Annotated in this window: 25 protein-coding genes and 2 pseudogenes; 16 read left to right on the plus strand and 11 right to left on the minus strand. The window is 64.3% G+C overall.

Annotated elements, in window-relative coordinates:
• Positions 1-3: 3 nt before the first annotated feature.
• The 3 genes from LXX_RS11875 (at position 4) to LXX_RS14615 (ending at position 2,965) form a co-directional block, all read left to right on the plus strand.
• A complete protein-coding gene (locus tag LXX_RS11875) occupies positions 4-1,176 on the plus strand; it encodes a hypothetical protein (RefSeq protein WP_011187031.1) in 1,173 nt (390 codons plus the stop codon).
• A gap of 196 nt (positions 1,177-1,372) precedes the next feature.
• On the plus strand, positions 1,373-2,377 hold the full coding sequence (locus tag LXX_RS11880; protein ID WP_155806833.1) for a hypothetical protein: 1,005 nt from the start codon (positions 1,373-1,375) through the stop codon (positions 2,375-2,377).
• Between the two features lie 66 nt (positions 2,378-2,443).
• Positions 2,444-2,965: a hypothetical protein gene (locus LXX_RS14615; RefSeq protein WP_011187033.1), complete on the plus strand. Its 522-nt coding sequence runs from the start codon at positions 2,444-2,446 to the stop codon at positions 2,963-2,965.
• Between the two features lie 28 nt (positions 2,966-2,993).
• Here the strand turns inward: LXX_RS14615 and LXX_RS11890 are convergent, their stop codons facing one another.
• Positions 2,994-3,551, minus strand: coding sequence for a hypothetical protein (locus LXX_RS11890; protein WP_041766800.1), 558 nt, complete (start codon positions 3,549-3,551; stop codon positions 2,994-2,996).
• Between the two features lie 123 nt (positions 3,552-3,674).
• Between LXX_RS11890 and LXX_RS11895 the strand changes: the two genes are divergently transcribed.
• From LXX_RS11895 to LXX_RS14625, 5 genes and pseudogenes are all read left to right on the plus strand, one after another.
• Positions 3,675-4,619 carry a glycoside hydrolase family 25 protein gene (locus LXX_RS11895; RefSeq protein WP_011187034.1) on the plus strand — a complete coding sequence of 315 codons (945 nt, stop codon included), beginning with the start codon at positions 3,675-3,677 and terminating at the stop codon, positions 4,617-4,619.
• 33 nt (positions 4,620-4,652) lie between these two features.
• Positions 4,653-4,859 carry a hypothetical protein gene (locus LXX_RS14620; protein ID WP_041767010.1) on the plus strand — a complete coding sequence of 69 codons (207 nt, stop codon included), beginning with the start codon at positions 4,653-4,655 and terminating at the stop codon, positions 4,857-4,859.
• Positions 4,817-5,002: pseudogene (locus tag LXX_RS16970) on the plus strand (IS481 family transposase); the annotation flags it as partial. The gene LXX_RS14620 and the pseudogene LXX_RS16970, both read left to right, overlap by 43 nt.
• Positions 5,003-5,094: 92 nt before the next feature.
• Positions 5,095-5,607 (plus strand): hypothetical protein, encoded by a 513-nt coding sequence (locus tag LXX_RS11905; RefSeq protein WP_041767925.1) that lies wholly within the window; start codon positions 5,095-5,097, stop codon positions 5,605-5,607.
• Positions 5,608-5,917: 310 nt separating this feature from the next.
• Positions 5,918-6,454, plus strand: a complete 537-nt coding sequence (locus tag LXX_RS14625; RefSeq protein ID WP_141692857.1) for a hypothetical protein — start codon at positions 5,918-5,920, stop codon at positions 6,452-6,454.
• A gap of 1,667 nt (positions 6,455-8,121) precedes the next feature.
• Here LXX_RS14625 and LXX_RS11910 read toward each other — a convergent pair.
• Positions 8,122-9,141, minus strand: a complete 1,020-nt coding sequence (locus tag LXX_RS11910; protein WP_011187037.1) for a P63C domain-containing protein — start codon at positions 9,139-9,141, stop codon at positions 8,122-8,124.
• Between the two features lie 301 nt (positions 9,142-9,442).
• Between LXX_RS11910 and LXX_RS14630 the strand changes: the two genes are divergently transcribed.
• Positions 9,443-10,135 carry a hypothetical protein gene (locus tag LXX_RS14630; RefSeq protein WP_141692856.1) on the plus strand — a complete coding sequence of 231 codons (693 nt, stop codon included), beginning with the start codon at positions 9,443-9,445 and terminating at the stop codon, positions 10,133-10,135.
• A gap of 125 nt (positions 10,136-10,260) precedes the next feature.
• Here LXX_RS14630 and LXX_RS11915 read toward each other — a convergent pair whose 3' ends face one another.
• Entirely contained in the window at positions 10,261-10,518 is a 258-nt protein-coding gene (locus LXX_RS11915) for a hypothetical protein (RefSeq protein ID WP_041767930.1), read from the minus strand.
• An 80-nt stretch (positions 10,519-10,598) separates the two neighbouring features.
• Complete coding sequence (locus tag LXX_RS14635) at positions 10,599-10,775, minus strand: hypothetical protein (protein WP_176714794.1); 177 nt, start codon at positions 10,773-10,775, stop codon at positions 10,599-10,601.
• A gap of 614 nt (positions 10,776-11,389) precedes the next feature.
• Here LXX_RS14635 and LXX_RS11920 point away from each other — a divergent pair.
• The 6 genes from LXX_RS11920 (at position 11,390) to LXX_RS11945 (ending at position 17,137) form a co-directional block, all read left to right on the plus strand.
• Complete coding sequence (locus LXX_RS11920; RefSeq protein ID WP_011187039.1) at positions 11,390-12,148, plus strand: GntR family transcriptional regulator; 759 nt, start codon at positions 11,390-11,392, stop codon at positions 12,146-12,148.
• Positions 12,149-12,778: 630 nt separating this feature from the next.
• Positions 12,779-14,422 carry an Ig-like domain-containing protein gene (locus LXX_RS11925; protein ID WP_041767931.1) on the plus strand — a complete coding sequence of 548 codons (1,644 nt, stop codon included), beginning with the start codon at positions 12,779-12,781 and terminating at the stop codon, positions 14,420-14,422.
• A 770-nt stretch (positions 14,423-15,192) separates the two neighbouring features.
• On the plus strand, positions 15,193-15,381 hold the full coding sequence (locus LXX_RS14640) for a hypothetical protein (RefSeq protein WP_141692855.1): 189 nt from the start codon (positions 15,193-15,195) through the stop codon (positions 15,379-15,381).
• Positions 15,382-15,417: 36 nt separating this feature from the next.
• Positions 15,418-16,188 carry a tyrosine-type recombinase/integrase gene (locus LXX_RS11935; RefSeq protein WP_011187040.1) on the plus strand — a complete coding sequence of 257 codons (771 nt, stop codon included), beginning with the start codon at positions 15,418-15,420 and terminating at the stop codon, positions 16,186-16,188.
• The gene (locus LXX_RS11940; protein WP_011187041.1) at positions 16,185-16,529 is read left to right on the plus strand and encodes a helix-turn-helix domain-containing protein; all 345 of its coding nucleotides are present in this window, start codon (positions 16,185-16,187) and stop codon (positions 16,527-16,529) included. The genes LXX_RS11935 and LXX_RS11940 overlap by 4 nt, the downstream gene beginning before the upstream one ends.
• A gap of 23 nt (positions 16,530-16,552) precedes the next feature.
• Positions 16,553-17,137: a hypothetical protein gene (locus tag LXX_RS11945; protein WP_011187042.1), complete on the plus strand. Its 585-nt coding sequence runs from the start codon at positions 16,553-16,555 to the stop codon at positions 17,135-17,137.
• Positions 17,138-17,314: 177 nt separating this feature from the next.
• On the opposite strand, the gene LXX_RS14645 is transcribed toward LXX_RS11945, so the two are convergent.
• The gene (locus LXX_RS14645; protein WP_155806835.1) at positions 17,315-17,503 is read right to left on the minus strand and encodes a hypothetical protein; all 189 of its coding nucleotides are present in this window, start codon (positions 17,501-17,503) and stop codon (positions 17,315-17,317) included.
• 45 nt (positions 17,504-17,548) lie between these two features.
• Here LXX_RS14645 and LXX_RS11950 point away from each other — a divergent pair, with 45 nt between their 5' ends.
• On the plus strand, positions 17,549-18,166 hold the full coding sequence (locus tag LXX_RS11950; protein ID WP_041767935.1) for a hypothetical protein: 618 nt from the start codon (positions 17,549-17,551) through the stop codon (positions 18,164-18,166).
• An 822-nt stretch (positions 18,167-18,988) separates the two neighbouring features.
• On the opposite strand, the gene LXX_RS14650 is transcribed toward LXX_RS11950, so the two are convergent.
• From LXX_RS14650 to iolD, 6 genes and pseudogenes are all read right to left on the minus strand, one after another.
• Entirely contained in the window at positions 18,989-20,203 is a 1,215-nt protein-coding gene (locus LXX_RS14650; protein WP_141692853.1) for a hypothetical protein, read from the minus strand.
• Positions 20,200-20,565, minus strand: a complete 366-nt coding sequence (locus tag LXX_RS14655; RefSeq protein ID WP_141692852.1) for a hypothetical protein — start codon at positions 20,563-20,565, stop codon at positions 20,200-20,202. The genes LXX_RS14650 and LXX_RS14655 overlap by 4 nt, the downstream gene beginning before the upstream one ends.
• A gap of 76 nt (positions 20,566-20,641) precedes the next feature.
• Positions 20,642-20,905 (minus strand): hypothetical protein, encoded by a 264-nt coding sequence (locus LXX_RS11960; protein WP_011187043.1) that lies wholly within the window; start codon positions 20,903-20,905, stop codon positions 20,642-20,644.
• A gap of 496 nt (positions 20,906-21,401) precedes the next feature.
• Complete coding sequence (locus LXX_RS11965) at positions 21,402-22,421, minus strand: Gfo/Idh/MocA family protein (protein ID WP_011187044.1); 1,020 nt, start codon at positions 22,419-22,421, stop codon at positions 21,402-21,404.
• Positions 22,422-22,463: 42 nt separating this feature from the next.
• A complete protein-coding gene (locus tag LXX_RS11970; RefSeq protein WP_011187045.1) occupies positions 22,464-23,381 on the minus strand; it encodes a sugar phosphate isomerase/epimerase family protein in 918 nt (305 codons plus the stop codon).
• A 61-nt stretch (positions 23,382-23,442) separates the two neighbouring features.
• Positions 23,443-25,351 (minus strand): annotated as a pseudogene (gene iolD / locus LXX_RS11975) (3D-(3,5/4)-trihydroxycyclohexane-1,2-dione acylhydrolase (decyclizing)).
• Positions 25,352-25,362: the final 11 nt, after the last annotated feature.

Below are 25,362 nucleotides of genomic sequence, written 5' to 3' on the forward strand. Positions count from 1 at the left end.
CTCGTGACCGCACGCAGTGGACTGTTCGTCGCCCCCACCAGCAGCGGCACCGGCACGGCACCGATCGATGCCCGCCTGGCGCTCTCCGGCATCATCGGTGCAACCCCCCAACTGGTCCAGGGCGGGACGGTCAGCCAGTCAGCGTCGACGATGGCGTTCACGATCGCGCCCGCTGTGCTGCAATTGCCGGATCCGACGAACGCGGCGGCGTCGTTCGTCTCCGCCATCGACCAGACCGTGCTCACCCTTGCCGCCGGACCCGCGACCGGTTCCCGGATTGACCTGATCGTCGCGAAGCAGAACAACCCGGAGAACGGTGACGCCGACGCGCGCGCGTCGTTCTCCCTCATCACCGGGACCGCCGGGGCGCCCGGTGGGGCCCCGGCGGTCCCGGCCGGGTATTTCCGTTACGCCGACATCACCGTGCCGACGAACGCCGCCAGCGCCGCCGCCTGCACACTCACCCTTCGCTCGCCAACGACATTCGCGCCCGTTGACATCATCGCTGCGACCTACGCCCTGCTGAGCACGGTGACCGGGACCGCTGGTCAGCACGCCACCGTCTACAACGACAACGCGAACAACGGCGACTATGTGTGGAGCGGCGGCGGCTGGGTGTCGGCCGCCGTGGCGCAGCAGCAGGGCCTCACCCTCATTACGCCGACATCGGTGGCCGCCACGGGCGGAACGGCGAGCGTGAGCGCGCGCGGAGCCGTCACGTACTCGGGTGTCACCAAGCTCGTCATCAGCGGGGTGTTCACGTCAGAGTTCACTAACTACAAGGTGATTATCGCGAACACGGGCAAGTCGGCGGCGTCGAACACGGCACTCACAATGGCCGCAGGAGGCAAACCAGATTTTACCGCCGCGAACTATCAGGCGGTGCGCGGCTACGACATCGGAACAGGCCGCGCAGTCACCACCTTCAATGGCACCCTTGGAGCCTTCGAGCTCGAGGCGGGAACGCAGGCGTTGACCGACATCGAGGTTACTCTCTATGGTCCCGCTCTGGCCGCGAACGTGACCATCGCCGCTTCCGCCGCCTCCTACCCGTACTCGGCTCAAATCTCGGGAAAGTACCTCACCGCCGCGTCGCAGGATGGCTTCGTTCTGACGCAGAACCCAAGCGGGAACATGACCGGGCAGCTGTGGGTCTACGGGCTCGGCAAGGGGTGATTCGATGTCGTACGCCATTTTCCTGTGTGAGACCGTCACCGGGGACATGCTGGCCCCGCTGGACGGCAACATCACGTCATGGAAGCGGGAACTGCTCGGTAATGACACGGCCACGGTCGAGCTCGCCCCTGGGGCGCTCACCTCCGCGAGCCGGGACTTGACGCGCTTGAACACCACCCCGTGGCGGACCACCCTCGTGATCGAATGGCAGAACCCGCACGATGCGATCGGTGTTCCAGTGTTCGCCGGCCCGATCACCACGCGCGCATTCGACGGGCAAACGGTGACGCTGAACGCGGCCGGGTTCCGCAGCATCCTCGACCGGCGGAAAATCATCAACTGGGTCCCCCCGTATGCGACGCAATCGCAGCGGTGGACGGGCATGTCGCTCGGGTCAATTTGCGTCAGCATGCTCACCTTCGTCGTCGGAAACACACTGCCGATCATCTACCCGACGATCGAAACCGACACCGACCCCACCCATGTGAAAACGTACAACGGGTTCAACCTGAAAACAGTCGGGTCGGCGCTCATCGACTTCTCCGGTCTGATCAACGGCCCCGAGCACGACTTCACCCCGGTCTGGTCAGACGGCAACCGGTCACAGATCAACTGGCTGATGCGCATCGGCACCACCGAACAGCCCTTGCTGATCACACCGTCCCCGGTAGCCTTCGATGCCACCCAGCCAGGATCACCGGTGAAGAAACTCACCCACCTGGAAGACGCCTCCCAAATGGCCACCCGGCAGTGGGGCAACGGGGCCGGCTCCGACATGGACACGCTCATGTCCACGGCAAGCGACGACACCCTTGTCAACGCCGACTGGCCCGACCTGGAGCAGCAGAAAGACTACAAAGACGTAACTGTCCAGAGCACACTGGACGACGCTGTCGCCGGGGATCTCGCGCTCGCCCAAAACCCGATAATCCAGTTCGGCCTCGAGGTCGACGGGTCGTGGCCGCCCCTGGCCGGCACCTACACGCTAGGGCAGCTCTGCACGGTCAACGTTCGAGAACACATCTGGGTCCCCGACTCCCCACCCGGCGGCTACACCATGCGCGTCATCGCCATCAGCGGCGACGCATCAACAACAGTGAAACTCAGCATGCAAGGATCTACAACCCATGGCCGCCCGGTCAACATTCGAAACCACATGTGGGTCCCCGACTCATCAACGGGACGCTACATCATGACATGATGCGTCGCCGCTGATGGCGATGACGCATGAACAACAGTGAAACTGGCAATGCAAGGAGTGTGACCGATGGCTGTGGACGACCCGACCGGGTTCAACGCCTCTATCCTCGGCGAGATCAAACGCATCAACGCCCGACTCGACCAACTCTCCGGCGTCCCCCTCGGAAAACTCAAAACCCGCACGGCCGCGAATTACTATTCGGGGTTCTCCTGGACCGGCACAGCCACGGCCGGCCCCCGCTCCTGGATCACGGCCGGCGCGCCGATCACGGTGCCGCCGTTCGCGACGAAAGTGTGGATCCACGCCCTAGCACCCTCAGTGGTGTGCTCCAACAAAGCCGCGAACGTCTCCGCGTTCTCCTACCTCACCATCACCATCCCAGAACTCGGGATCACCCAAACCGACGGCCCTAACGTGTTCGTCCCCTCCGACCAGCAAACCCAACGCGCCCGCGCCGGCACCTGGGCCGAACTACCGGTCACCGCAGGGGACACCTTCACCGTCACCGCGCGCGGCGACGCCTACAACACCGGCACCAACGCCGACAACTACCTCAGCATCGACGCCCTCGCCATCTTCCAATACTGATCGCGATCAACCCGTCACCTGGACGAACTCAATACCCAGCTGCACCCCAAAATTCAGAGACATCGCAGACCGCAGTCCGGGTCTCGCAGCCCTTGTAGAACACATAGACCGGGTGCGGGTTCGTCACCGGGTCATACGGCACATTCGGATTCGCGAGCGAGATCTGGAACCCCGGCTCCCTCGGCGGCGTCACCGACGAGGGAATGATCGGGACAGGGTTCGCCGGCACGTAATGGAACCACGAAGTCGGGCTGAGGCTCCCTTCATACCCCGGATCAAGCACCGGCTCGGGTGTGGATGACGACACCGGGGCCGGGTCAGCATCCGCCTGAGCATGAACATGCCCGGCCGGCGTTTTCGAGACCGGCGTTTTGGGGGCGGGCAGCGGGGCGGCAGCCTGCGGGGCGACCGCGACCGGGGGAGCGGATTGCGCCTTCGGCCTCCCCGCATCCGCGACAGGAGCAAGAGCCGTCACGGGGGCCGGAACGGTGCCCGTGCGGGTGATAGCAGCCCACGACGCGGTGCCGAACAACGCAGCCGCCACAGCGATCGCGACACCACCAAGAACCAGCTCTTGCTTCCTCATACCACAAAAGGTACTCCCGATCATCCTGAATGAATAAGAACACCCGGATTGGAAGGTCCCCATGTTGATCATTGATCACCCCCGCCACCAGGGGGCGCTGATAACAGTCATGGAAATACGACCATGACCCTGCTTGAGGGTGTTGATATCTCCTATATGCAGGGTGACTACACCCCTGCGGGTGAGGATTTCGTGATCATCAACGCTTCCCGCGCCAACATCGGACTCACCGTGGGGTCCTGCTACCGGGCACAGGTCGCAGGCGCCCGTGAAGCTGGGAAGCATGTTGGGCATTACTTCTTCAACGGGAACCTCGACCCAGTGGTGTGTGCGGACTTCTTTATTGCGAACCTGGCCTATGAGGTGGGGGATTCGCTGTGGCTGGATGTCGAGGCGGAACCGTCAACGAACACGGCAGCCTGGGATCCGGCGCAGGCGCTCGCCTTCCTGAACCAGGTGAAGACCCGTCTCGGGGTGGTCCCGGGCGTGTATCTGAACAAGTCGCTCATGGACGGCATGGACTGGTCCGCCGTCGTCGCCGTCGGCGCGCCCTTGTGGATCGCGTCCTACAACCCGCCCCCACCACCCATCCGGTGGTGGCCCACCTGGACGGTATGGCAGTACACCTCTACCCCCATCGACCGTAACAAAGCCCAAACGTCGCTGATCACGGCTTTCACAACCCCAACCCTTTTGGAGGATGACATGAGGATCCAGATGATCAAGACGGGTGATGCCTCCGGCGCGATCGGCACGTTGAACCCGGACGGGACCCTCGACTGGCTGACCGCGGACGAGTTCCAGGCCCTGACCCGCACGGGCCTGGTCGAGCCCGTCCATGCGGAAGGCGACGGGACGGTGTGGGGCATCCTCGCATCCCGCACCGCACGCCTCCGCGCACAACAGGGCGGCGACCCCGTGGCCCTCGCGAAGTCCGTGTCCGCCCTTCTCGTCCCCGCCGTACTGGCCGGCATCCAGGCCAACAGTGGCCTCTCCCTCACCCCTGAACAAGTCCAGGCCGCGTGCGAGACCGCGATCAAAGACGTATTCGCCCACGCATCCGCCTAGAACCCTGTCCCGAACCCCATGAGAGGGGACGCTATGGCTGATATTCCCATCGGGTGGGCCACGTTGATCGCCGCGGCCGTGACCGCGGCCGGTGGTATGGCCGCGATCGTCATCTCGATCGTGCTGGGCGCCCGCACCCGCCGCGACGTGAGACACATCGCATCCGACGCCCGCGAGGTCAAAGACCAAGTGACGAACAGCCACTCCGTCGCTACGAGCACGACCACCCTGGATCGCTGATCCATGTCGACGTGACGAAGTTCGGCAACATCCCCGACGGCGGCGGCTGACGATTCGTCGGCCGCGTCCAGGGCGAACGCAACCGGGAAGCGACCGCCACCCGCACGAAGAGCAGGAACCACCGCTACGAGCCACGGTTGGGCACCACCGCCGACCAAGAACAAACCCGCACCGGGCACCGCCTCAGCGAACGCCTCACCAGCCTCGAACACCCCCGCCTTCCCGAAGGAGAATCATGAGCAAGCACCTCACCGCCGAGATCCCGGACATTATTCACACCGGCCAACGGGTCCTCCGCACGATCATCCAGGCAGGGATCCCCGCCTTCCTGACCTTCGCGGTGATCCTCCCGCAGGTCATCGACGCCCTCGGCCTCCCCGTCACCTCGAAGGTCTACCTGTGGCTGGTCGGCCTCGCCGCCGCCATCACCGGGATTGCCGCCGCTCTCACCCGCATCATGGCCATCCCCACCATCAACCGGTGGCTGACAACCATCGGCCTCGGCACCATGAAAAAACCAACACCCAAACCCCCGCCACCACACCCGCCAACCCGACACAGAACCCCACAACGGTCCCACCCACAACCGGCTAACACCCAACATCGCCACCCTGCCCCGCCCATCTCTTCACAGAGGTTGGGCGGGGCGGGTTTTTGTCGTGCTTTTCGGTGGTGGTTGGGGGTGGAGGCCGACACGGAACGTGTTCGCGATCACCTTCGCCGGCCGTGGCCGACTCCCTGGTTTTGACTGAGACTTAGGGTCATCGTCCGTTTCCACCATTTTTTGGGGTAGGCCTCCCCGCAGGCCCGCTCATGGGGTTAGCCTCTTCCCCGCCCCCACACATGCAGGCCCCCTCATGAGGGGGCCTGCGTGGGGGGGATGCTCGCTCGTATGGTGCGAGGGGTAAATATTGAGGAGGTTTTAAATTTTGGGTGTTTTCTCACAGTCTCGGAGGGTTCGGGTTGTGGCGGGGGTGGCTGGTTTGGTTGTGGCGGGGGTGGTTGCCGGGTCTTCTGTTGTGCTGGTTTCGCGTGTGGACTCGGCCGTGGGGTCACCGATGCGTGATACCAAGACGGTGGTTGATTCTCGCACCCGCCCGGTTCCCCGGGTTGCGGAGGAGGGGCCGTTGGAAGATGATGGCGGTTTTTCGTTCACCGTGCCAGGCGAGCAGACGAATGAGGTTGTCGATGCGGGTGGTGTTTCCCGGCGACTGTTTCATGGCACCGGGGATGCTTTGGGTTCTACAAAGGTAGGGGGGACGGTTTTGAGTGTTTTTCCGACCGAGAATGCTTTGCAGGTTCTGATGCGGGTACCGTCACCAGGTGCGGTAAAGGAGTACCGGTTCCCGTTGGAGATGATGAAAGGTCTTCGCCCTGTTGTCCGCCGGGACGGTTCCGTAGCTGTTGTTAGTGACGGGCAGAATGATCCGGTCGGAGGGTTCGCTGTTCCCTGGGCTGTGGACGCGCACGGCGAAAAGGTGGGGGCTTCTTTCCGTCTCGAAGGAGGCGACCTTATAGAAACCATCAATGTGCGACGTGCAACGGCCTTCCCTGTTACGGCAAGCCTTGAGCAGGTTATGCCAGAAGGTGAGTAGACCGAAAGTTTTCGTGAGAACTATTTCCGGTAAACAGTTTTTTCCGGTGTTTTTTAGAGGACTTGTTTCCGTGTTGAAAGGTAGGGTTTTTAGTTTGTTTAGTTTTCGTTGGCGTGTTTTACGTCGCCGAGCATCGATCGCGGGTCTCGTACTAGCTTTGGTCGCCGGCCTGGGGGTAGCCACCACAGGGCCCGCATCCGCGGTCCAACCCATCCGTTCGGGCCCGATGATCGTCGGGGGAACCGAACTACAATTCCCCGGGAATACAGAATGTACGGCAGGTTTAGTGATGGTCAATACCCGTTTGTGGAATAACATCACGGCGTACCAGCGGAATACTCGCTATGTGTTGACCGCGGGTCACTGCGGAAATGTAGGTGACCGCGTGAAGGTCAACAACGTAGATATTGGATGGGTTAGCTGGAAACCAGGGCCACCTGACCCTAGCAGGCCACCTGGCCCTGGCAGGCCACCTGGCCCTGGCAGGCCACCTCACCCTGTGATTCCTTACCCTGACATGATGATGGTTCAGGTTAAGCCGACTGTTAATACTACTTTTCATTGCCATAATGAGCGTTCCGGGTTCCATTGCTTACCGATTTATCACAGCGCCCCCCGCGCTGTCGGCCGGGTCATAACCTACCAACCACGGCTACGTCAATTCGGGGCTGTTCCTGTCGAAACTTGGCAGGATGACGTCCCGGATAATGTGAACTGGTTCTGCACGAGCGGTATATCCACGGATTTCACCTGTCTCTGGGAAAAATACCAGCAGCTCCCTCCCGGGGTTGATATCGGCCCCTATCGGAAGGCTGCGCGCAGTCTGAGTTCTACTGCACCTCCAGGAGATTCGGGAGGTCCGGTGTTCAGCGATCCCAACGCGGGTAACGCTAATCCGAACGGCGTCGCTTTCTACGGCATAGTATTGGGCCGTTTCGCTCCCCCAGCCCCGGAAAATGCCATGTATTATCTCCCTGCTGGGGTTTTCTTCACTCAGTGGGAGTGGGGACAAGCTTATGCTGTGGCTCCAGCATAGCCAGCTCTCTAGGTAGTGTTCGGAGCCTGCAGAATTGCGTCCTCATGACACATGAGCTTCGGAGTGTTGCGACAACACCCAGTTGTCGTAACACTCCGAACGGACCATGTCACAGGTTTGGCTCGGGGTCGGACAACAAGCTACGGCGCACTTTCCGTGCAGCAACCTTCGCTCGACGGGCTCTCATTCTTGACGCGCCGGCTGATCCGCCCTTCCTTGTCCGATGAGACGATCTTCGGTCATACCAGCGCTACGCTTTACTACTCGGTATGCGTACCCACGTAGCGTAAGCACGCATTATCGCGTCAATGCGTTCATCTGGAAATCGTCATGCCATTATGGCACCGCGTGTGGGTGTGGCCCTAAAACACTAAGACCCCCGCTCGCCGCGGGGCCTTAGGATCGCAACGTTCCGGTAACCGGCCCGTCGCGGAAGTAAGACTACCGAATGAAACAATGAAACGTGGAAAACTACCGAAGGAAACGTGGAAAGTCTGCACAATAAACGACAACTTATCCACATATTGCTAACAGATTAACCACCGATCCCTCCACAAACCCGCCCCGACCCACCCCCTTACGGGTGGGTCGGGGCTTTCTCGTCATTTGCCCTTCCTCTGAAAGTAGGCAGTCAGATTCCGCTGCCGTTGTTGTCGAAGAGCGGATCGGGAAGGTTCGGATCTACAATCGGATGCACGCGATCGAGTTTCTGCTCGAAGTCCGCCCAGTCGTCGCTGAGCTTCATGACCGTCGTGACGGAAGCGATATGCTCCCGCAACTTCGGATGTCCAACTTCCTGGGTCAACTGTTGGTGGAACTTCGCCTTGCGTTTTTTCTCATCCTTCGCGCGCTGAGTCTTGATTTCCTCGAACACCCATGGTGCTACTCGCTTGTACACGACATTGTTAGTGAGATGGCCAAAGTATCCGGGTTTGCTGACAGAGTCGGGATCAAACGGAAGCCCCCGGAGACGGAACATCTCTTTATAGAAGTCAACGTCGAAGGTCTTTACCCACGGCTGAAGTTCGTCAGCGACATAGGCCTCAAGTATTTTCGCGAGGGCGTCCCGGGAACGCACGTCCTGGTAGCCGGTCGCCTCATCGACCAGGGCAATGATGCCGATGCGAGCCAATCCGCGGACGATGATCTCGGCCGCACGAGCGATTGCGGCTTGGTTGGGAGCGAGGGCGCCGTCTGCGCGGGCCGCCAGCCACGCTTCACAGAGCTGGGGAAGTACTTCGGCGCGGTATCCGTTCGCGCGGAGACCACCGGAGGTGATGAAACGAATAGGTTGTGCATCGTGGGTGAGAGAATCCGAAATGTACGGACGAAGCGCGGCAGCTCGAAGGATAGGTGGAAGCGTCACGTCATCACCGGGTTTGACGTTCACGCGCTGACTGCGTCCGAGCGCGGTAAGAACGGCGCTCTGGGTGAGGACCCGTGTCCCGTCCTCAAGCACGTAGCACTCGATGGCGACGTCACCGATCATGAGCGGGCGATCAGAGGAGCCCGAGATAACCTTCTTGGGTTCCGGTTCCGACCAACGTGCGGAAGCAGCTCTGGACGCCGCCTCGCTGCGCTCCTCGGGAGTCATCTTGGCTGCTCTTGCGGCCCCGCCTTTTGCGCGGCCAGTGGGGCTGATTTCTGTCATGTCGGCGCTCCGCTCTTTTCACCACTAATGCTTACTTACAGCATATAATGCACGCATTATCGGGACTGTTGCGTACTATCTGCGGTGTTTCACCGAAACCCGGGCGCTTACCACCCACAACGATTCGACCACCGACAAAACAACCACCTACCCCAGGCAACCCCAACTCACACTCCGCAACATTTACCGGATAGCGCTGGATGCCACCCCACCCCGACCCACCCCACACGGCGGTAGGCCGGGGCCGTTTCGGCGTGCAGTGCGGACGAGGTTGTAATCTCGGATCGACAAGAGGAGGCTTGTGGATGAGATCGTGATCTCGAAATCGCAGGTTGACAAGGCCGGCTCGGTGATTCGTAAGTACTTCCGCGGCGAACTCGGTGATGAAGCACAGGTGAAGCACGCATTCCGTGTGGTTGAGGCGTTCCGGGCCGCTCATCAGGTCCCACTCGCCAAGGCCAACATGGGTCTGCGGTCGATGATCAAGACCGAAGGCTGTCAGATTGAAGTCTCGCAGCGTCTCAAGCGATTCACGACGATCATCGACAAACTCACCGCTCGGGAGCAGACGCTTGCGCTCTCAGGGATGCAAGACATTGGCGGTTGCCGCGCCATCCTCGGCAGCGTCGAGGAGATCCGCCGTGTCGAGGCCCGGCGCGCGGGCAGGGTGACACGGCGGCGGGTCGGGGTCAGAACAAGAACTGCTGCACGCCTTTTGCATCCCGAATGTCGCGCCGAAAAATCACGAGCTCGCTGGCAGGTCGTTCCGCTGCCGCTCTGCTCGGCGTTCGTGGAACTACGCGACAGGCCAGACCTCCAGCCGTGTGCTCATATCCATTATATTATAACAGCGAAAAACACATTCACACGAGGACACCACCACCGGGCATACCCACACACCCCACACATTCCTGCCCACACCCGACAAGGCTGCCACCTCGGGGAGAGCTTCACTGATGCTATGTGGGTAGTAATGTGGGGACCAAACCCATGAATTCCTTGCCAATAAAGGGAACCGAACCTCTAATAACCTATTCCGCTCATCGGCGCTTTCGAGGGATTCATCTCGCTCGATGATCAGCTGTGCTACACCCGTGCGGACGGCTTCCTCAGCGAGCGCTAGTCCTCGTCGGGCGGGCGATTACTCCGCCAAGCGGTAACAACCTGCGTGCTGGCACCCAGGATCGCAAGGATGATGCCAGCGATCGATGCGGCCGGATAGCCCAGAACGATCAACGTCACGGCCGCAACCAGACCACCAATCGTCAGGAGCTGCGCCCCAACAGCACCGGTGACAACTCCGAAAGCCTCTGCCTTCGTGAGACGTCGAATAGCCTCACTCGTCACGGACTCGTTGTATAGCTGCTGCTCGATCATCCGCTGAGCAGTGCCCGGAACAAGCTGGTCGTAACCGGCGAGAGTTGCCGGTGAAGGAAGGGGACCCTTGTGAGAGAGGGCTATTTGGAGCCCTTGCGACCCTTCCGCTTCGCCGCCTGCATCTGGCTGTTCGACTTCTGCGCCTGGAATGCCTGCAAGCTCTCCCGCATTGCTGTCGCTCGGCTCGTGTTCCCCGTCACTCCGATGATCGCTCCATGCGCGACCCCCCGAAGTGTGGTCATCGCTAGGTTCGTCATGATGCAAGCCTATTGCCCTTTCCTGAGCAGCGGGTTTGTGTACTGCACAGCATCGCACACACAAGAACTACTGGGTACCCCCACTCGCGTGTACCCCGGTCCACCCTGCCCACACTCTGCCCACAAACACCCCGAGACCAACCGGTTTCAGCCAGCCCCAAACGAGGTAAACAGGCCCGCAAACCCGCGGAAGTAACAACAACAAAACACCCACCCGTTTACAGAGTCCCCCATGCTCCGGCTCAGGGGGATCGTCGTACAGCGTGCAGGCGGGCGAGCTCAGACGGCCCTAGATGTAGTCCAGCCTACATGCTGCGTAGGTTTCGAGCTACTCTGAGCGGGAGTCAAAGCGGGCTTGTTCCGCGAAATTCCGCGCAATTACTGGCGGCGATCAAAGGGCGAAAGCGGGTTCGATTCCCGTCACTCGCTCCACATAAAAGACCGGCTCGTTCCCGCCCCCGACCGGCGAATCCAGGGGGCAGGAGCGGCTCGCATCTCGCGAGCAAGTTCGGTCGGAGCATTTGCCGGCTGCTTATCGAGCCCATCCTCCGCAAGCCACGCCCTCCCCCGTGTATGGTTGTTCTGACAAACTCGCACGCGGAGGCTTCATGCATATGCAGGCCGAGCACCCGCTACCGCGGGATCTCTTCGCCGACCTGGACAAGACGAGTCCCATCCCGCTGTACTACCAGCTCACCACACGGCTCGAGCAGGCGATTCGGGAGGACGTGCTGCCGCCGGGCGCGAGGCTGGAGAACGAGATCGCGCTGGGCCATCGGCTGGGGTTGTCGCGTCCGACTGTCCGGCGGGCGATTCAGGAGCTGGTCGACAAGGGATTGCTGGTTCGGCGGCGGGGGATCGGGACGCAGGTCGTGCATGGCAAAGTCACACGCAGCGTCGATCTGACCAGCCTGTACGAGGACTTGTCGCGGTCGGGGCAGACGCCGGAGACGCGGGTGATCGCCACAGAGGTACGGGGAGCGACGGGCGATGAGGCCGAACGCTTGACGATCGGGGCGGGAGATCCGGTGTTGCACCTGGTGCGGCTGCGGTTCGCGGACGGGGTGCCGCTCGCGATCCTCGACAACACACTGCCGACGGAGTTCGCCGACATCGCACGGGAGGACCTGGAGACGAGAGGGCTCTACCAGGTGCTTCGGGAGCGGGGCGTCACGATGCGGATCGCCAATCAGCGGATCGGGGCGCGAGAGGCGACCGGACGCGAGAGCGAGCTGCTGGAGCTGAAGAAGGCGGCGGCCGTGCTGACGATGGAGCGGACGGCGTTCGACACGGGCGGGCGGGCGGTGGAATATGGACAGCACTGCTACCGCCCGGATCTCTACTCGTTCGAGATCACCCTGGTCGATCGATAGCGAGGCCAACCTGGCCGATTCGCTGTCAAATCGGTTGCTCGAGCGGCGGGCGAAACACACGTTAGCGGGGCTTCGGCACACGGAGGCGTCGAAGGTCTCAAGGACCGCTCCAGCGTTCCGCGTCACCAGCCGAACAAGACCGATGCCGCGGTCATCGAGAAGCTTCTCCGGCTGCCAGCCTCGCAGCGTCACAAACACAAGGAGACCCGGGGTGAAAGGCTACAAGAAGAAACGCCCCGGGCACACGCTGGAGGTCGATGTGACGTTCATCCAGCCGTTGGACCAAACCGGGCGAAAGAAACGCTACTGCCCGCCAATACACTGCGATCGCTGACTGCACCTGACTGCGGATGGTACGCGCTCACTCGCATCATGATCAGAAGACCGCGATCCCGTTCATCGATCATGCGCTCTCCACGCTGCCGGTCCAAGTCGACGAGCGACTCAAACAGAAGACGCAAGACCCCTGTCATAAACCTCCCTCTGATGCACAACTAGCGGTGCGAGGCGATCATCCGGAGCTCTCTGGGGGAAAACCCGGGTGAAGAATCAACGCTCGTCGTGAAGAGAAAACACGCTCAAGCCACGCTGAATATGTCCGCGATACCCCGATCGTGGCATAGAACAGGAATGGTTCACGACGGGACAGACATCACAATTCACGACGGGAGGCAACAGAAGCTGCGCCGCAGCGCAGGGTTCGGGATCGCCGCCTCGATTATCGCCCTCAGCGTCACCCTCATCGGTGGGACCGCAGCCAACGCTGCCACCGGCACCATCACCCCGGACTCGGGTTCGGTGAGCGGCTGCACCAGCACCACCATCGACATCCCCATGCTCAACGGTGACGTCCATTCCACGAAGGACGCGATCGGCGGTGTATTCCTGGGCGACGATGGAAACATCTACAACCGCGCCGGTTCTCGCATCGCCGCCCCCGCCGGCGTTACCTTCACCGACGTGTCTGCCGTCTCCGACAAGCGCGACGGAGTCTGGACGATCGGGGCCATCTCGACAGACGGATCCGCCTACGCATCCGTCAACAGCGGCGCGTTTACCCGGGTGGACGTGCCGACCCCGGCGAAGACCGCTGACGGCATCGCATTCCTCGGGTCAGACGGCAACGTCTACGGCCGCCAGGGAACACGTCTCAACGCACCGGCAGGTGTGCAGTTCACGAGCATCTCCGCATCGATCAGCCCTCAGGGCACCTGGGCTATCGGAGCGATCGCTACGGACGGATCCGCCTACACCTCTTGGGACATGGGCACCCTCACCAGGCTGAACGTTCCCGCACCCGCCACGACTGAGGGTGGCGTCGTCTACCTCGGCTCCGACGGAAATGTGTACGAGCGAAACGGCAACCGTATCGCCGCCCCCGCCGGCGTCACGTTCCGGAGCATCGATTCATCGATCAATAACAACGGTGCCTACGCCATCGGCGCAGTCACCGCGGACGGAACCGCGTACTCCTCCTGGGACAAGGGCACTTTCGCCCGGGTCAACGTCCCGGCGCCCGCGACCGCGGCCGGCGGAGTCGGATTCCTCGGCTCGGACGGAAACCTGTATGGGCGAAACGGGCAGCGCGTCGTCGCCGCCGCCGCCGGTGTGACGTTCAAGAGCGGATCCTCTTTCGTCGAGAACAACAGCGCTTGGGTCATCGGCGGCATTGCCGCCGACGGCGCCGCCTACACGTCGTATAACTTCGCGACCCTTTCGAAGGTCCGCACGACGGCCCCGACTGTGACGGGTGTCTCGTTCGGTGGCGCTCCGGCTGCGTCGTTCACGCGCGCTGGCACCAACGTGACGGCCGTCACTCCCGCACACGCTGCGGGTGCGGTCGATGTGAGCGTGACCACCAACACGGGCGGCGTCTTCCGTCTCCCGCAGTCGTTCACGTTCACCGCGGACGTCGTGCCGGAGCCGGTCAAGCCGGAGTCCGTCGGCGACCTCCAGGTGGTCGGCCCCGACGAGGACGGCGCATACGTCCTCTCCGGCACCGGCGACCCTGCCGGTGAGGTCACCGTGACCGACGCCGACGGCAACATCGTCGGAACCGCGACCCCGGACGCCGGCGGCTCCTGGTCGGTCACGATCCCCGCGGGCACGAAGATGCCGCTCACCATCACTCAGACGGTTGACGGCGTCACCTCCGACGGAGTGACCTACAACGAGGCACCGCTCCCGATCATCTCGATCGGAGTTGGCGCCGCATCCGCTGCCGCGATCGGTGGCATCGCGTTCCTCCGGATCCGCCGCCGCCGCACGGTCTAATCCGGACAGCCTGTTCCACAAGAGCCTTCCCCGGCGCCGCTCCCACGAGCGCGCAGGGGAAGGCTCTTCAGGTACCTGGATTGCCCAGGGAAGCCCGGTCATAGATCGACGGACAGTGCGGGCCCGGCCCCGGCCATGCAGGCAAGGCGTAGAGAGCGGGGCGCTCCGCGCTGCTCGAGTGCGACGACCGGGATCCGACGCCGCAACCGAGAGAGAGCCGCCACCTCAACGATTCGGGATCCTTGGTCAGCCTTCGGTGCCGTGGCTCTGACAGCGATCTTGACGGCCTCAATCGCGGGACCGGCGGCAGCCACCGGTTCTCCCGAACCCGGACGGCTCGGTGGCCAGCCCGCGTCCCCTCCGGTTTCGGACGATGCCGCGAAAGCGCCGTTCCCGGCCGATCCGGCCCCTGAGAGTGGACCGATCTCCGCGTCGGCGGTGGAGAAAGCGCGTCAGAGCATCCCCATCGTGGGCGGGACCGAACTGCAGTTCCCCGATGAAACCCGCGGAATAGCACCAGATGCGAGTCTCCTGAGCGAGTAAGGCTGCCGAGAGGTTCGCCGTAACGGAGTGATCTCCTCTCTTGGCTTGCGCCTGAACCGGTCCGTCGCGTTTAATGCGATTTAGTCGCGTTAGATGGGAGTCTTTGATGCGCGAACCTATACCGGATGGCGCGTCCGCGCTGCACTTGGTCGACGTCGTCGCGTTCCTCCGAGAGGATGCCGCGGTGTTCGAGGCGATGCTTGAGGGTTGGACGGCGCAGCAGGTCGGTGGTCGCCGATTGCAGCCGGAGACGGCAGCTGATCGGCTCCGGGTCGTGCGCCGGTTCCAGCAGCACGCGCAGTCGTGGCCGGGGGGAGTGGTCGGCCGCGATGCTGGACGAGTGGATGCTGGATCTCGTCTCGGTGCATAGGCTCGCGGCATCGACGATGCGGCATTACCAGCTGGCGATCGGGTGATTCTGTGACTTCATTTGCTCTCCGCACTACGGCTGGGTGCGCGAGTGCGAGGACCGTTTCGGCACGCACCCGATCCAGATCTGCCACGACTGGAACACCCGTCCGCATGTCCAGGAGAACGAGGGCGACCCGCGGCGACGGCCGCTGACCCGGGGTGAGCTGCAGCGGCTATTCGACCGTGCCGACGAGGAGGTCGAAGCGCGGCTGGCGGCCGGGCGCAAAGGGGCGGCGGCCGCGTACCGGGACGCGACGCTGCTGAAGGTCGTCTACGGCTGGGGCTTGCGTTCTCACGAGGCGATCATGCTCGATACCGTGGACCTGTTCCGGAACCCGAAGGTGTCGGCCTTCGGGGAACTCGGGATGCTGCGGGTCCGGTTCGGGAAGTCCTCGCGCGGCGGGCCACCGAAGTTGCGCACTGTGGCGTCGGTGGTGCCGTGGGCGGTGACCGCGCTGCAGGACTACCTGGAGAACATGCTGCCGCTCATGCGCACCGGGACGAGCAGCGCGATGTGGTTCTCCGAACGGTCCCGCCGTCTCGGCGTCCGCGCAATCGGCGACCGCTTCGCCCGCTACCGCGATGAGCTCGGTCTCGACTCCCGATTGACGCCGCATTGCTTGCGGCACTCGTACGCGACCCACCTGATCGAGGACGGCCACGACCCAGTGTTCGTCCAGCGGCAGCTCGGGCACGTCTACCAGTCCACTACCTCGATCTACACCCACGTCTCGGAGGACTTCGCTAACCGGCTGCTGCAGGCGGCGCTGACGAACATCCCTGAGCTGAACACCCTGGAGGTGACCCCATGACCGAGTCGATCGGCTACGACTGGCGGCTGCGCGAGCAGATGGCCGCCGCCGGCCTGTTCCACGCCACCAAGCTGATGCCCGAGTTGGAGGCCCGCGGCATCCACCTCTCGCCGAGCCAAGTGCATCGACTGGTGTCCGAACGACCGGAACGACTGAACCTGCACGTCCTAGTCGCGCTCACCGACATCCTCTGCTGCACTGCGGACGACCTCATTGTTCCCGTCAATCTCGGGGCCGCCCGCCGCGCGACTGAGGCGGCGACGGGGACCGACACCGCCACGACCGCGATCCGCGCCCGTGGCCTCCGACCACAGCGGGCACACTTGACCGACCAGTCGTGAGCCTGAACTAGGACGACTCGTGCGTGCTCTGCACGCCAGGCCGCTCGCGGCGCCGGCGCCTCAGCCTGTGCAGCGAGTGCCCTCGCGTTCACGGACCCCAGATCCTCTCCACGCTCTCGACGCTGCTCGGCTACTTGGTCCCGAGGGCGCTCATCGGTGTGAGCCGGGCGATCGTCGTCGCCGCCCCAACGATGCTCGTCCGCCTGGAACTCCTCGCCGAGCTCACCGTCGGCCACCGCTACCGTGGGCCGCGGCAGCGACTGGACGCTCTCGATCAGGAACTCGCTGCGCTGGGTCTACCGGCCGTGACCGATCGTGTCGCCACCACGCATCCGGCGCGAGCGCGGCCGACATGCGCCCACCCCGACCGGATCGTCGCCGGAATCGTTCACGACGTCCGCTACTGCGAGTACTGCTGGCGCCGCACCCCACAGACCCGACGCCCCTGCGTGCGATGCGGGCACCTCGACCATGCGAATAGAGACGGGCTCTGCAAACCGTGCCGAGCAACCGACGCGATCGAGCGCCTGTTCGGCTCCGACCTGGAGCTGAGCCGCCCCGATCTGCTCCCACTGCTCACACACCTTCAGGCCGCCTCGCCGTCATAAATCCTGCGGGCGATCAAGTCCCGCGACGCCTGGGCCAAGATCGAACGGGCGATCACGCTCCCGCCGCTCACCCACGACGCCCTCGACGCTCTTGGGACACCGGCGGCGACCGCGCATAACCGTTCGCTCCTCGTCGCCGTCGGTGTTCTCCCGGTCCGCGACGAGAACGCCGCGAAGCTACAGCAATGGGCGCACGGGCAGCTCCGCAAACTGCCGCACCGCGCCGACCAGCTCGCCGTCACGGTATTCATCCGCTGGAGTCAAGAACGCCGCCGTCGCGGCTCGCACACGACGGCCACCCAGACGGCCAACGACAAACGCGAGCTCCGCATCGTTCTGGACTTCATCACGTTCCTCAACCAGCAATCACGGACGGTCGCGACTGCCACCCAGTCCGACCTCGACGCGTGGATGACGACTGCGTCCGCTGACGCATTCCGCACCCGTGGTCTCGTCCGATGGTGCGCCGCATCGGGCACCAACCGGAGGCTTGCCCCGCCGAGCAAGGAGCGTTTCGCGTTCCGGATCGGAGGCAGCCTCGGCGCCGAGAACGAAGCGGCTCTCCGCCGGGCGCTCACCGATCACAGCCTGGATCCCCGACTCAAACTCGCGATCCTCCTGCTCACGGTCTACGGAATCCACACCCACCGGCTGACGAACCTGCGGCTCCGTAACTTCAGCGCAGAAGGCGTCCCTCGGGTCCGCCTCGACCGCGACTGGCTTGAGCTTCCGCAAGCTGCAGGGCCGTGGATTCGAGCGCTCCACGCCAACCCCGGCCTCGCTCACCGCAGCACGGGCGGGTGGTTGTTCCCCGGCTACCGTCATGGGCGCCCGCTCAGCCCATCGAGCCTGGCCGCGACCCTCCGCCAACACGGCCTCTCGCCCGCGAGAACCCACCAGGAATCCACGGCCAACATCATAAGCCAGGTGCCGCCGATCGTCGCGGCGCGCCTCCTCGGGGTCGCCGTCAGCACCGCAGCAGATTGGCACCGCCTCATCGCGACAAACACGATGGCCACCAAGCGATGACCCACGTGCGCAACTCTCTCCGAGGCTCATATTGGAGGAGTGGGTACTCGTTGGGAACGGTGCTGTGCTTCGTGCGGCACACCGCTGACGGCCAGCCGGTCGCCGCGCGCCCGATACTGCTCGAACGTCTGCCTCGCTCGCGCCTACCGGGCTCGGAAGAACACCGCCACGGTCACCCACTCGCCTTCGACGAGATCCGGTACGTCCGCGACCCGGACTTCCCGCGCGCTGTAAGAAGCGACTCGACCGGGCCGATCATTCCCGGTGGTCCCCGGCTCCGTGCTGACGCGAAGCACTGCTCACCACGCTGCCGACAACGCGACTGGCGCAGACACCATCGCCCCCATCAGAACGATGACGCTGAGCGTCGCTCACGTCTAAGCAGGATGCGGCGATGTGGATCAGCGTGAGATGACGGCGAACAAGATAGCGGCATTGTTCAACACATCACGGGCCGGGGCGTACCGGGCGGTTCGCCGGCACCGCGCGCGCCAGGAGACTCCTGAGGCGGGGAACAGCTTTCGACTCGATCCTGACTGTTGTGCCTCTGACCGAGTTGGGTGAGCGGTGTCAGGGCAGTCAAGCCCGTGAGCCGCCTGCGGCGTCTCACGGGGTTCTTGGAGTGATCTCACGGCCGACGAGATGGTGGGGAGGAAGGTACGGCTGTGATGCAGTGGAAGCATTTTTGTGTGGTCGCCCCCGCCCCCGAGGGCTGTCAATGGCTTCTGAGGCCCACGCCAAACGGTCTCCGCAGTCGCCGCTTTTGAGTGTTGCGGTGCCGGGAGCGATTCTTCCTCCCGGTACCGCAGTTCGCTGGAGAGGTTATCCGTAGATACCCCAGCCCCCAAATGAGGAGCCTGCAGCTATTTGTCCGACGCCAGCGACCTGGCCTACGGTGTTGTTGCCGTATAGGACGATGACTTTCCCTGTTGTAGTCATCCGCCCAGTGAGGGCGCTGGCAAGGCTATTCATCCCCACGCCGATCTGCTGCCAGCTTGCAGGCGCGGTCTGGCCGAGAGCGATCGTCGCGCCCCATGCCCCGAAGACTTGGCCGGCGACGGCCTGACTGACACCGGCGAGCGTACCGTTGGTGACGCCCGCGAATATGCTTACGCGATCGTTTGTGATGGTCACCGTAGGCTCGGTAACGACACCGTTGCCGCCAGTTCCCATCGGTGCCCAATCCGAGAAACCTGATGTTGGCACTGACTGGGCTGCGCCGAAGATCCGGTAGTCGCTTGAAAGCGCGTAGACCGCGATACGACCGTCGGACGTAACGACCACGTCAGGTCGGCCACGGAGCTTGACGGGTGTTGTACCGATTGGTTGCCAGGGGATGAACCCGCCGGTGACGTGGGTTTGGTTCGTTCCCGCAACGGTCCCGGCACCGGTGGTGGCATAGAGGGCTATGGCACCGTTCTTCACGATCGCTTTAGGATCGCTGTTGATGTCCCCGCCGCCCGTAGCGATCGGACCCCAAGCGCTGAATGCGCCGCCCGTCACCGACTGACTGGAACCCACAATCGTGTTGCTGTCCGTCCGCGCATACGCGGCGAGCAGTCCCGTTTCTGGCACCCAAACCACAGCCGGCCTACCCACCAGAGTGCCAATCTGGTTCGCGACGACAGACCATGCTGGGAACGCTGCCCCCGCATAGGGCTGTACCGTTCCCCAGAGATTGCCATCAGCTCGAATTGTGTACAGGCCGGTGCGATCGTTTGGTAGAGCGACCGTTGTCACGCCATTCACGGAAGTTTTCGCCGGAGGCGTGGTTGGAACTGCACCAGCCGATGAGATGTTCAATGTGCCGCGTGCGCTGCTGAAGTCGATGTGAACGTGGTGGCAGCCGTCGCTGAATTCGCTGCTGAGGTTGGATAGGCCGTATGTGCCCGGGAGTGTACCGGATCGGCATTGGCTCTGTCCGACATGCATGTTGCTCGGCAGGAAGCTGTTAAGTGTGCGCAGCAGACCTATCGATGCGGAGTTCGCACCGTCGAGAGCCACGTCGTTTATCGCACCGAAGTCGATCGCAATCACGGGCTTCTGGCAATGCCACGGGCTGGGGTTGCATTGGTGCAGATGTACCTACCGTCGTTGGCGCACCAACGGTTCAGGTCGGTGAGCTGGACTTTGGAGTAGGTGCGCGTGACCACCACGAGAGTTTGCAAAACCCGGGTATCGATGTTGCATTCAGGATGCCCAGTGATCGACCCATCGGCGATTCTTCCGATCTCGTTTCCGAAGATGCTTCCAGTGATGATTGTGGCTTCGGTGAGCTTGCCTGCGCTGCAGGCTGACATGAGCTCTGATGCGAGCACGGAGGGCGTGGAGGACACATTCGTGCAGGCCGCACCACAGCCTGCATCGCCGTAGGAGGCTTCGGATGCGACGAGAGGCATCCCCAACCCCAGCAGCACCCCAAAGGAGAGAATGATTCCTAAGGCTCGGCTTCGGAAGTTGCGGCGGCTGTTGTTCTTAGTCCGTATCGAGGGTCACCCCCACGCTGGAGCAGTCCTCGGCGAGAGCGTGCTGCGCATTCCCCATCGGTGTGACGTCGATCGTCCAGTCGCTCTTGAGCACAGCGACGTACTGGTTCACGTAGTCATTGGCGTGGGCGGCGAAAGCGTTCCAGTCAGAACTCGCAGCCGCGGCCGCGGTTTCGTCCGCTTGGAATCCAGCGAATGATTCTGCCCCGGTGATCGGACTGGTCGAGGTGGCAAGGAACGTGCACGCTGACACAACCTTGTCCCGACCCAACGTCGCCGCCCCGGCCGGCAGCGACGAGATCAGCAGCGCACCCCCGGCTACGAGGACAGCACAGCCACCTATCTCGGCCGTACTTTTCGTTCTGAGTTTCATAGGTTCCCCTTTGTGAGAATTTAGTGTGAAATGTTGCAACAGAAATGTAGCGTAGAAGCACTCGTCCAGGCCTTGTGTGGACACATCCCGTAGCCGCGACAACCTCGCCGGCCCACCCATCGCAGCCTTTTGGGTCCGATCTTTGAGTGATCGGATGTGCAACTGGAGGAGTTCCGCGATTTCAAATAGCGCACATTTCCGATGGCAGCACCTGCACAGCGAGTCTCATCCTCAGGCTGAACGACGACCACTATGTTCTACGTCAGAGCACAACAGATCTTCAACGAAACGGGCAGCACGTACTCGTTGGCCCCGACGTTCTGAGAGGAATCGTGACCCTCGGCGCGCCACCAGGCCGTGTCCCAGGGAGCACACCCTAGGCGTAGAAAGCGGGGCGCTCCGCCGGCGCGAAGGCGATCGGGCCGGGCTCGGAGAGGGCGCGGACGCCGGCCTCGCAGGCGAGGGCGACGAGGTAGCCGTCCCAGGCGTTCGGGCCGGCGACGAGGGAGCCGTCGCGCACGGCATCCACCCACGCCTGCACCTGCGCGTCGTAGGCGCGGGCAAACCGGGTCGTGAAGCTGGTGTGCTCGGCGATGGAGAACCTCGCGTCCGACCAGCGCTGAAGCCCCGCAGGCTGACCGATGCGCGCGGTGCCGGTCTGGAAGACGGCCTCGGTGGCGACCTGGTAGCCGAACCGGACGCTGACGTTCATCTCGACATCCACCAGCACACCGTTCCGCAGTTCGATGAGCACCAGGATGGGTTCCCGCAGCCGCTCCGGCGCCCGGTCGTTCCGGCGCGGGTACTTCACCTCGACGCTGGCGACCGGAGAACCGGCCAGCCACGGCATGACGTCGAACTCGTGTACCACCGAGTCGGTGATCAGCATGCTCTGGGTGTAGCTCTCGGGCACCGAAGGGTTGCGGTGAACACCGCGCAAGAAGAGCAGCTCGCCAGCGTCGCCGGAGACGACCAGCTCGCGCAGGGCTCGGTACTCGTCGTCGAAGCGGCGCATGAAGCCGAGCTGGATGTGCGGGCGGTCGAGCGTCTGCTCCAGCTCCAGGACGCGCAGCGCCTCCGCGCTGTCCGGCGTCAGCGGTTTCTCGCACAGAACGGGCAGCCCAGCGGCGAGCGCGGGCACAAGCACCAGTTCGTGGAATTGCCCGGGAGTCGCGATGACCACGGCTTCGAGAGCGGAGGCGTCGAGAGCGTCGTCGAGGCTGGCGAAAGCCCGGGAGCCGGGAGCGGCCGCCGCCGCCGCAGCTCGACCGGCGTCCGGCTCCACGATCGCCGAGACGGTCGCACCGCTGATGACGCGGGTGATGCGCTGGATGTGATCGGCGCCCATCTGGCCGGCGCCGCCGACGCCGACGCGCAGATCCGGAGTGGTGGTCATGGTCGTGGACTCGTTTCGGTTGGGGGAGGTGGGTGAGGGCGGTCAGCGGGTGCGGGTGAGCGGCGAGCAGCCGAGGATGTGCTGGTGGGTGCGGGTGGCGATCCCTTCGGGGAGCTCGATGTCGACGCCGGGCATGTCCTGTTCGACGATGGCGAAGATCTCCGAGTCGAGGGCGGCGACGGCCTCGATGATTGGGGCGAAGTCCGGGATGCCCGCGGGCGGCTCCACCATGACGTCGCCCGCGGCATCGCCGAAGGGCACATCGTTCTTGAGCGCCTCGAAACGCCGTTCGGGGTCGATCTGCTTGAGGTGGAGGTAGCCGATCCGCTCCGGCCGCTCCCGGATGAGTGCGACGCTGTCGCCGCCGTAGTAGGCGTAGTGGCCGATGTCGAGGCACAGGGCGAGGTAGCGCGGGTCGGTCTGGTCGAGGAGGCGCAGCACCTCGCGGCGGGTACCCACATGCGAGTCGGCGTGCGAGTGGAACTGCTGACGGACGCCATACTCCTCGAGCAGCGCCCGGCCGAGGCGGTCGTGCCCGGCGGCGAGCGCCTCCCACTGCCCGTCGGTGAGGGTGCGCGCCTCCAGGGTTTCGCCGGTGGCGCCGGAGCGCCAGAGGTCGGGGATGACGACGATGTGCTCGCCTCCGAGGGCGTGGGTGAGAACGGCGACCTTGACGGCCTGGTCCCAGGCGCGCTGCCACTGCTCCGGCCCCCTGTGGAAGCCGGTGAAGACGGTGCCGCCGCTCAGCCGCAGGTCGCGCTTGCCGAGTTCGTCTTCCAGCTGGTGGGGGTCGGGCGGCAGGTAGCCGTAGGGGCCGAGTTCGATCCAGTGGTAGCCGGCGCGCTGCGCCTCGTCGAGAAAGCGGTGCCACGGGGTCTGACTCGGGTCGTCGGGGAACCAGACGCCCCAGGAGTCGGGGGCGGTGCCGATGCGGAGTCCGGCGGGGGCGGTGTCGGTCATCGTCGTCCTTCGTGCTGCGATGCGGGGGCGGGGTGGATCGGTGGGCGGTGCGGGGCTGGCCTCAGCCCAGCAGCGGACGCTGCCTCTTCCGCTGCTGGGCATACTCGTCGCGGGCGCGGCGGGTGCTGTCGAGCTCGGAGACCTCGGCCACCGGCACATCCCACCAGCCCTCGCCGTCCGGTGCGTAGACCAGCGGGTCGGAGTCGATGTGGATGAGCGTGGAGCGGTCGGAGGCCTTCGCGGCGGCGACCGCTTCCTGGAGCCGCTCGGCGGCGGCGTCCCCGGGGGCGACCTCGATGACGTCGATGCCGTCGTTGGCGGCGAGGTCCACCGGGAGGAGGCCGCCGCTCTCGACGGTGGGCTCGGCGGCGTCGCGGTAGCGGTAGCGGGTGCCGTAGCGCTCGGAGCCGACCGTCTCGGAGAGGTGGCCGATGGAGGCGTAGCCGTGGTTCTGGATGAGCACCACGACGATCTTGATGCCCTCCGCGACGGCGGTGACGAGTTCGGTGTGCAGCATCAGGTAGGAGCCGTCGCCGACCAGGACGATAACGTCGCGGTCGTCGCCGAGCGCTTCGAGTCCGCGTTTGACGCCGATCCCACCGGCGATCTCGTAGCCCATGCAGGAGAAGGCGTATTCGACGTGGTAGCCGAGCGGGTCCCGCACGCGCCAGAGCTTGTGCAGATCGCCGGTGAGGGAGCCAGCGGCCTGGACCACGACGTCCCGGGGCGCGCTCGCCCGCTGCACGGCGCCGATGATCTGCGGCTGGCCGAGGAGGCGTGGCTGAGCGGCGCTGCCGGCGGCGGGCGGGGCGAGGGCCGCGTCGACAGTCTCATCCCACGCGCGCTTCTCAGCGGCGATGCGCTCACCATAACTGGCTGAGACAGTTACGCCGGTGAGCGCGTCGCGGAGCGCGTCGAGCGTCTCCCGCGCATCCGCGACGACCGGAAGCTGTGTGCCGTGCTTGTAGGCGTCGACGGCGGCGATGTTGATGTTCACGAAGATGACGGCCGCATTCTGGAACGCTGTGCGGCTCGCGGTCGTGAAGTCGCTGTAGCGGGTGCCGACGCCGATCACGACATCGGCGGTGGCAGCAAGGCGGTTGGCCTCGGTGGCGCCGGTCGCTCCGACGCCACCAAGGTAGTAGGGGTGACCACCGTGGAGCGAACCGCCTCCGGCCTGGGTGGTTCCGGCCGGGATGCCGGGCTGCTCGACGAACGCGCGCAGGGAGTCCTCCGCGCCCGAGTAGAGCACACCACCCCCCCCCCGCGACGATGAAGGGACGCTCGGCGGAGCGGATGGCGGCGACCGCAGCGTCCAGTGCCCAGCGCTCGGGAACCGGCCGGCGGATGCGCCACTCGCGCGGCTGCAGAAACTCCTCCGGCACCTCGAGCGCCTCGGCCTGCACATCCTCCGGCAGAGCGACGGTGACCGCGCCGGTCTCCGCCGGGTCGGTGAGCACGCGCATCGCCGCGAGCAGGATGGAGAACAGCTGCTCGGGCCGCTGCACGCGGTCGAAGAACCGGGAGACGGGCCGGAAGGCGTCGGTGACCTGCATGCCGGGGTCGTGGTGTTGTTCCAGCTGTTGCAGCACCGGGTCGGCGACACGGGTGGCGAAGGTGTCGGAGGGCAGCAGCAGGGCGGGGAGGCGGTTCGCCGTCGCGAGGGCCGCGCCCGTGATCAGATTCGCAGCGCCCGGCCCGACGGAGGCGGTGGCGGCCAGCGTCGCACGGCGGCGGTGGATGCGGGCAAAGCCGACCGCCTGGTGAACCATCGCCTGCTCGTTGCGCGCCTGATAGTAGGGCATCAGCTCGGGCCGCAGGGCGTTCGACTGCGCCAGCGCCTGACCGAGGCCGGCGACATTGCCGTGGCCGAAGATCCCGAACATTCCGGGGACGGTGCGCTCGCGGCGATCGCCGTCCACCGTCCACTGGGCGGCCAGGAATGCGACGACGGCCTGGCCGACGGTCATCCTGCGAGTGG

Source organism: Leifsonia xyli subsp. xyli str. CTCB07, assembly GCF_000007665.1.
Taxonomy (GTDB): Bacteria; Actinomycetota; Actinomycetes; order Actinomycetales; family Microbacteriaceae; genus Leifsonia; species Leifsonia xyli_C.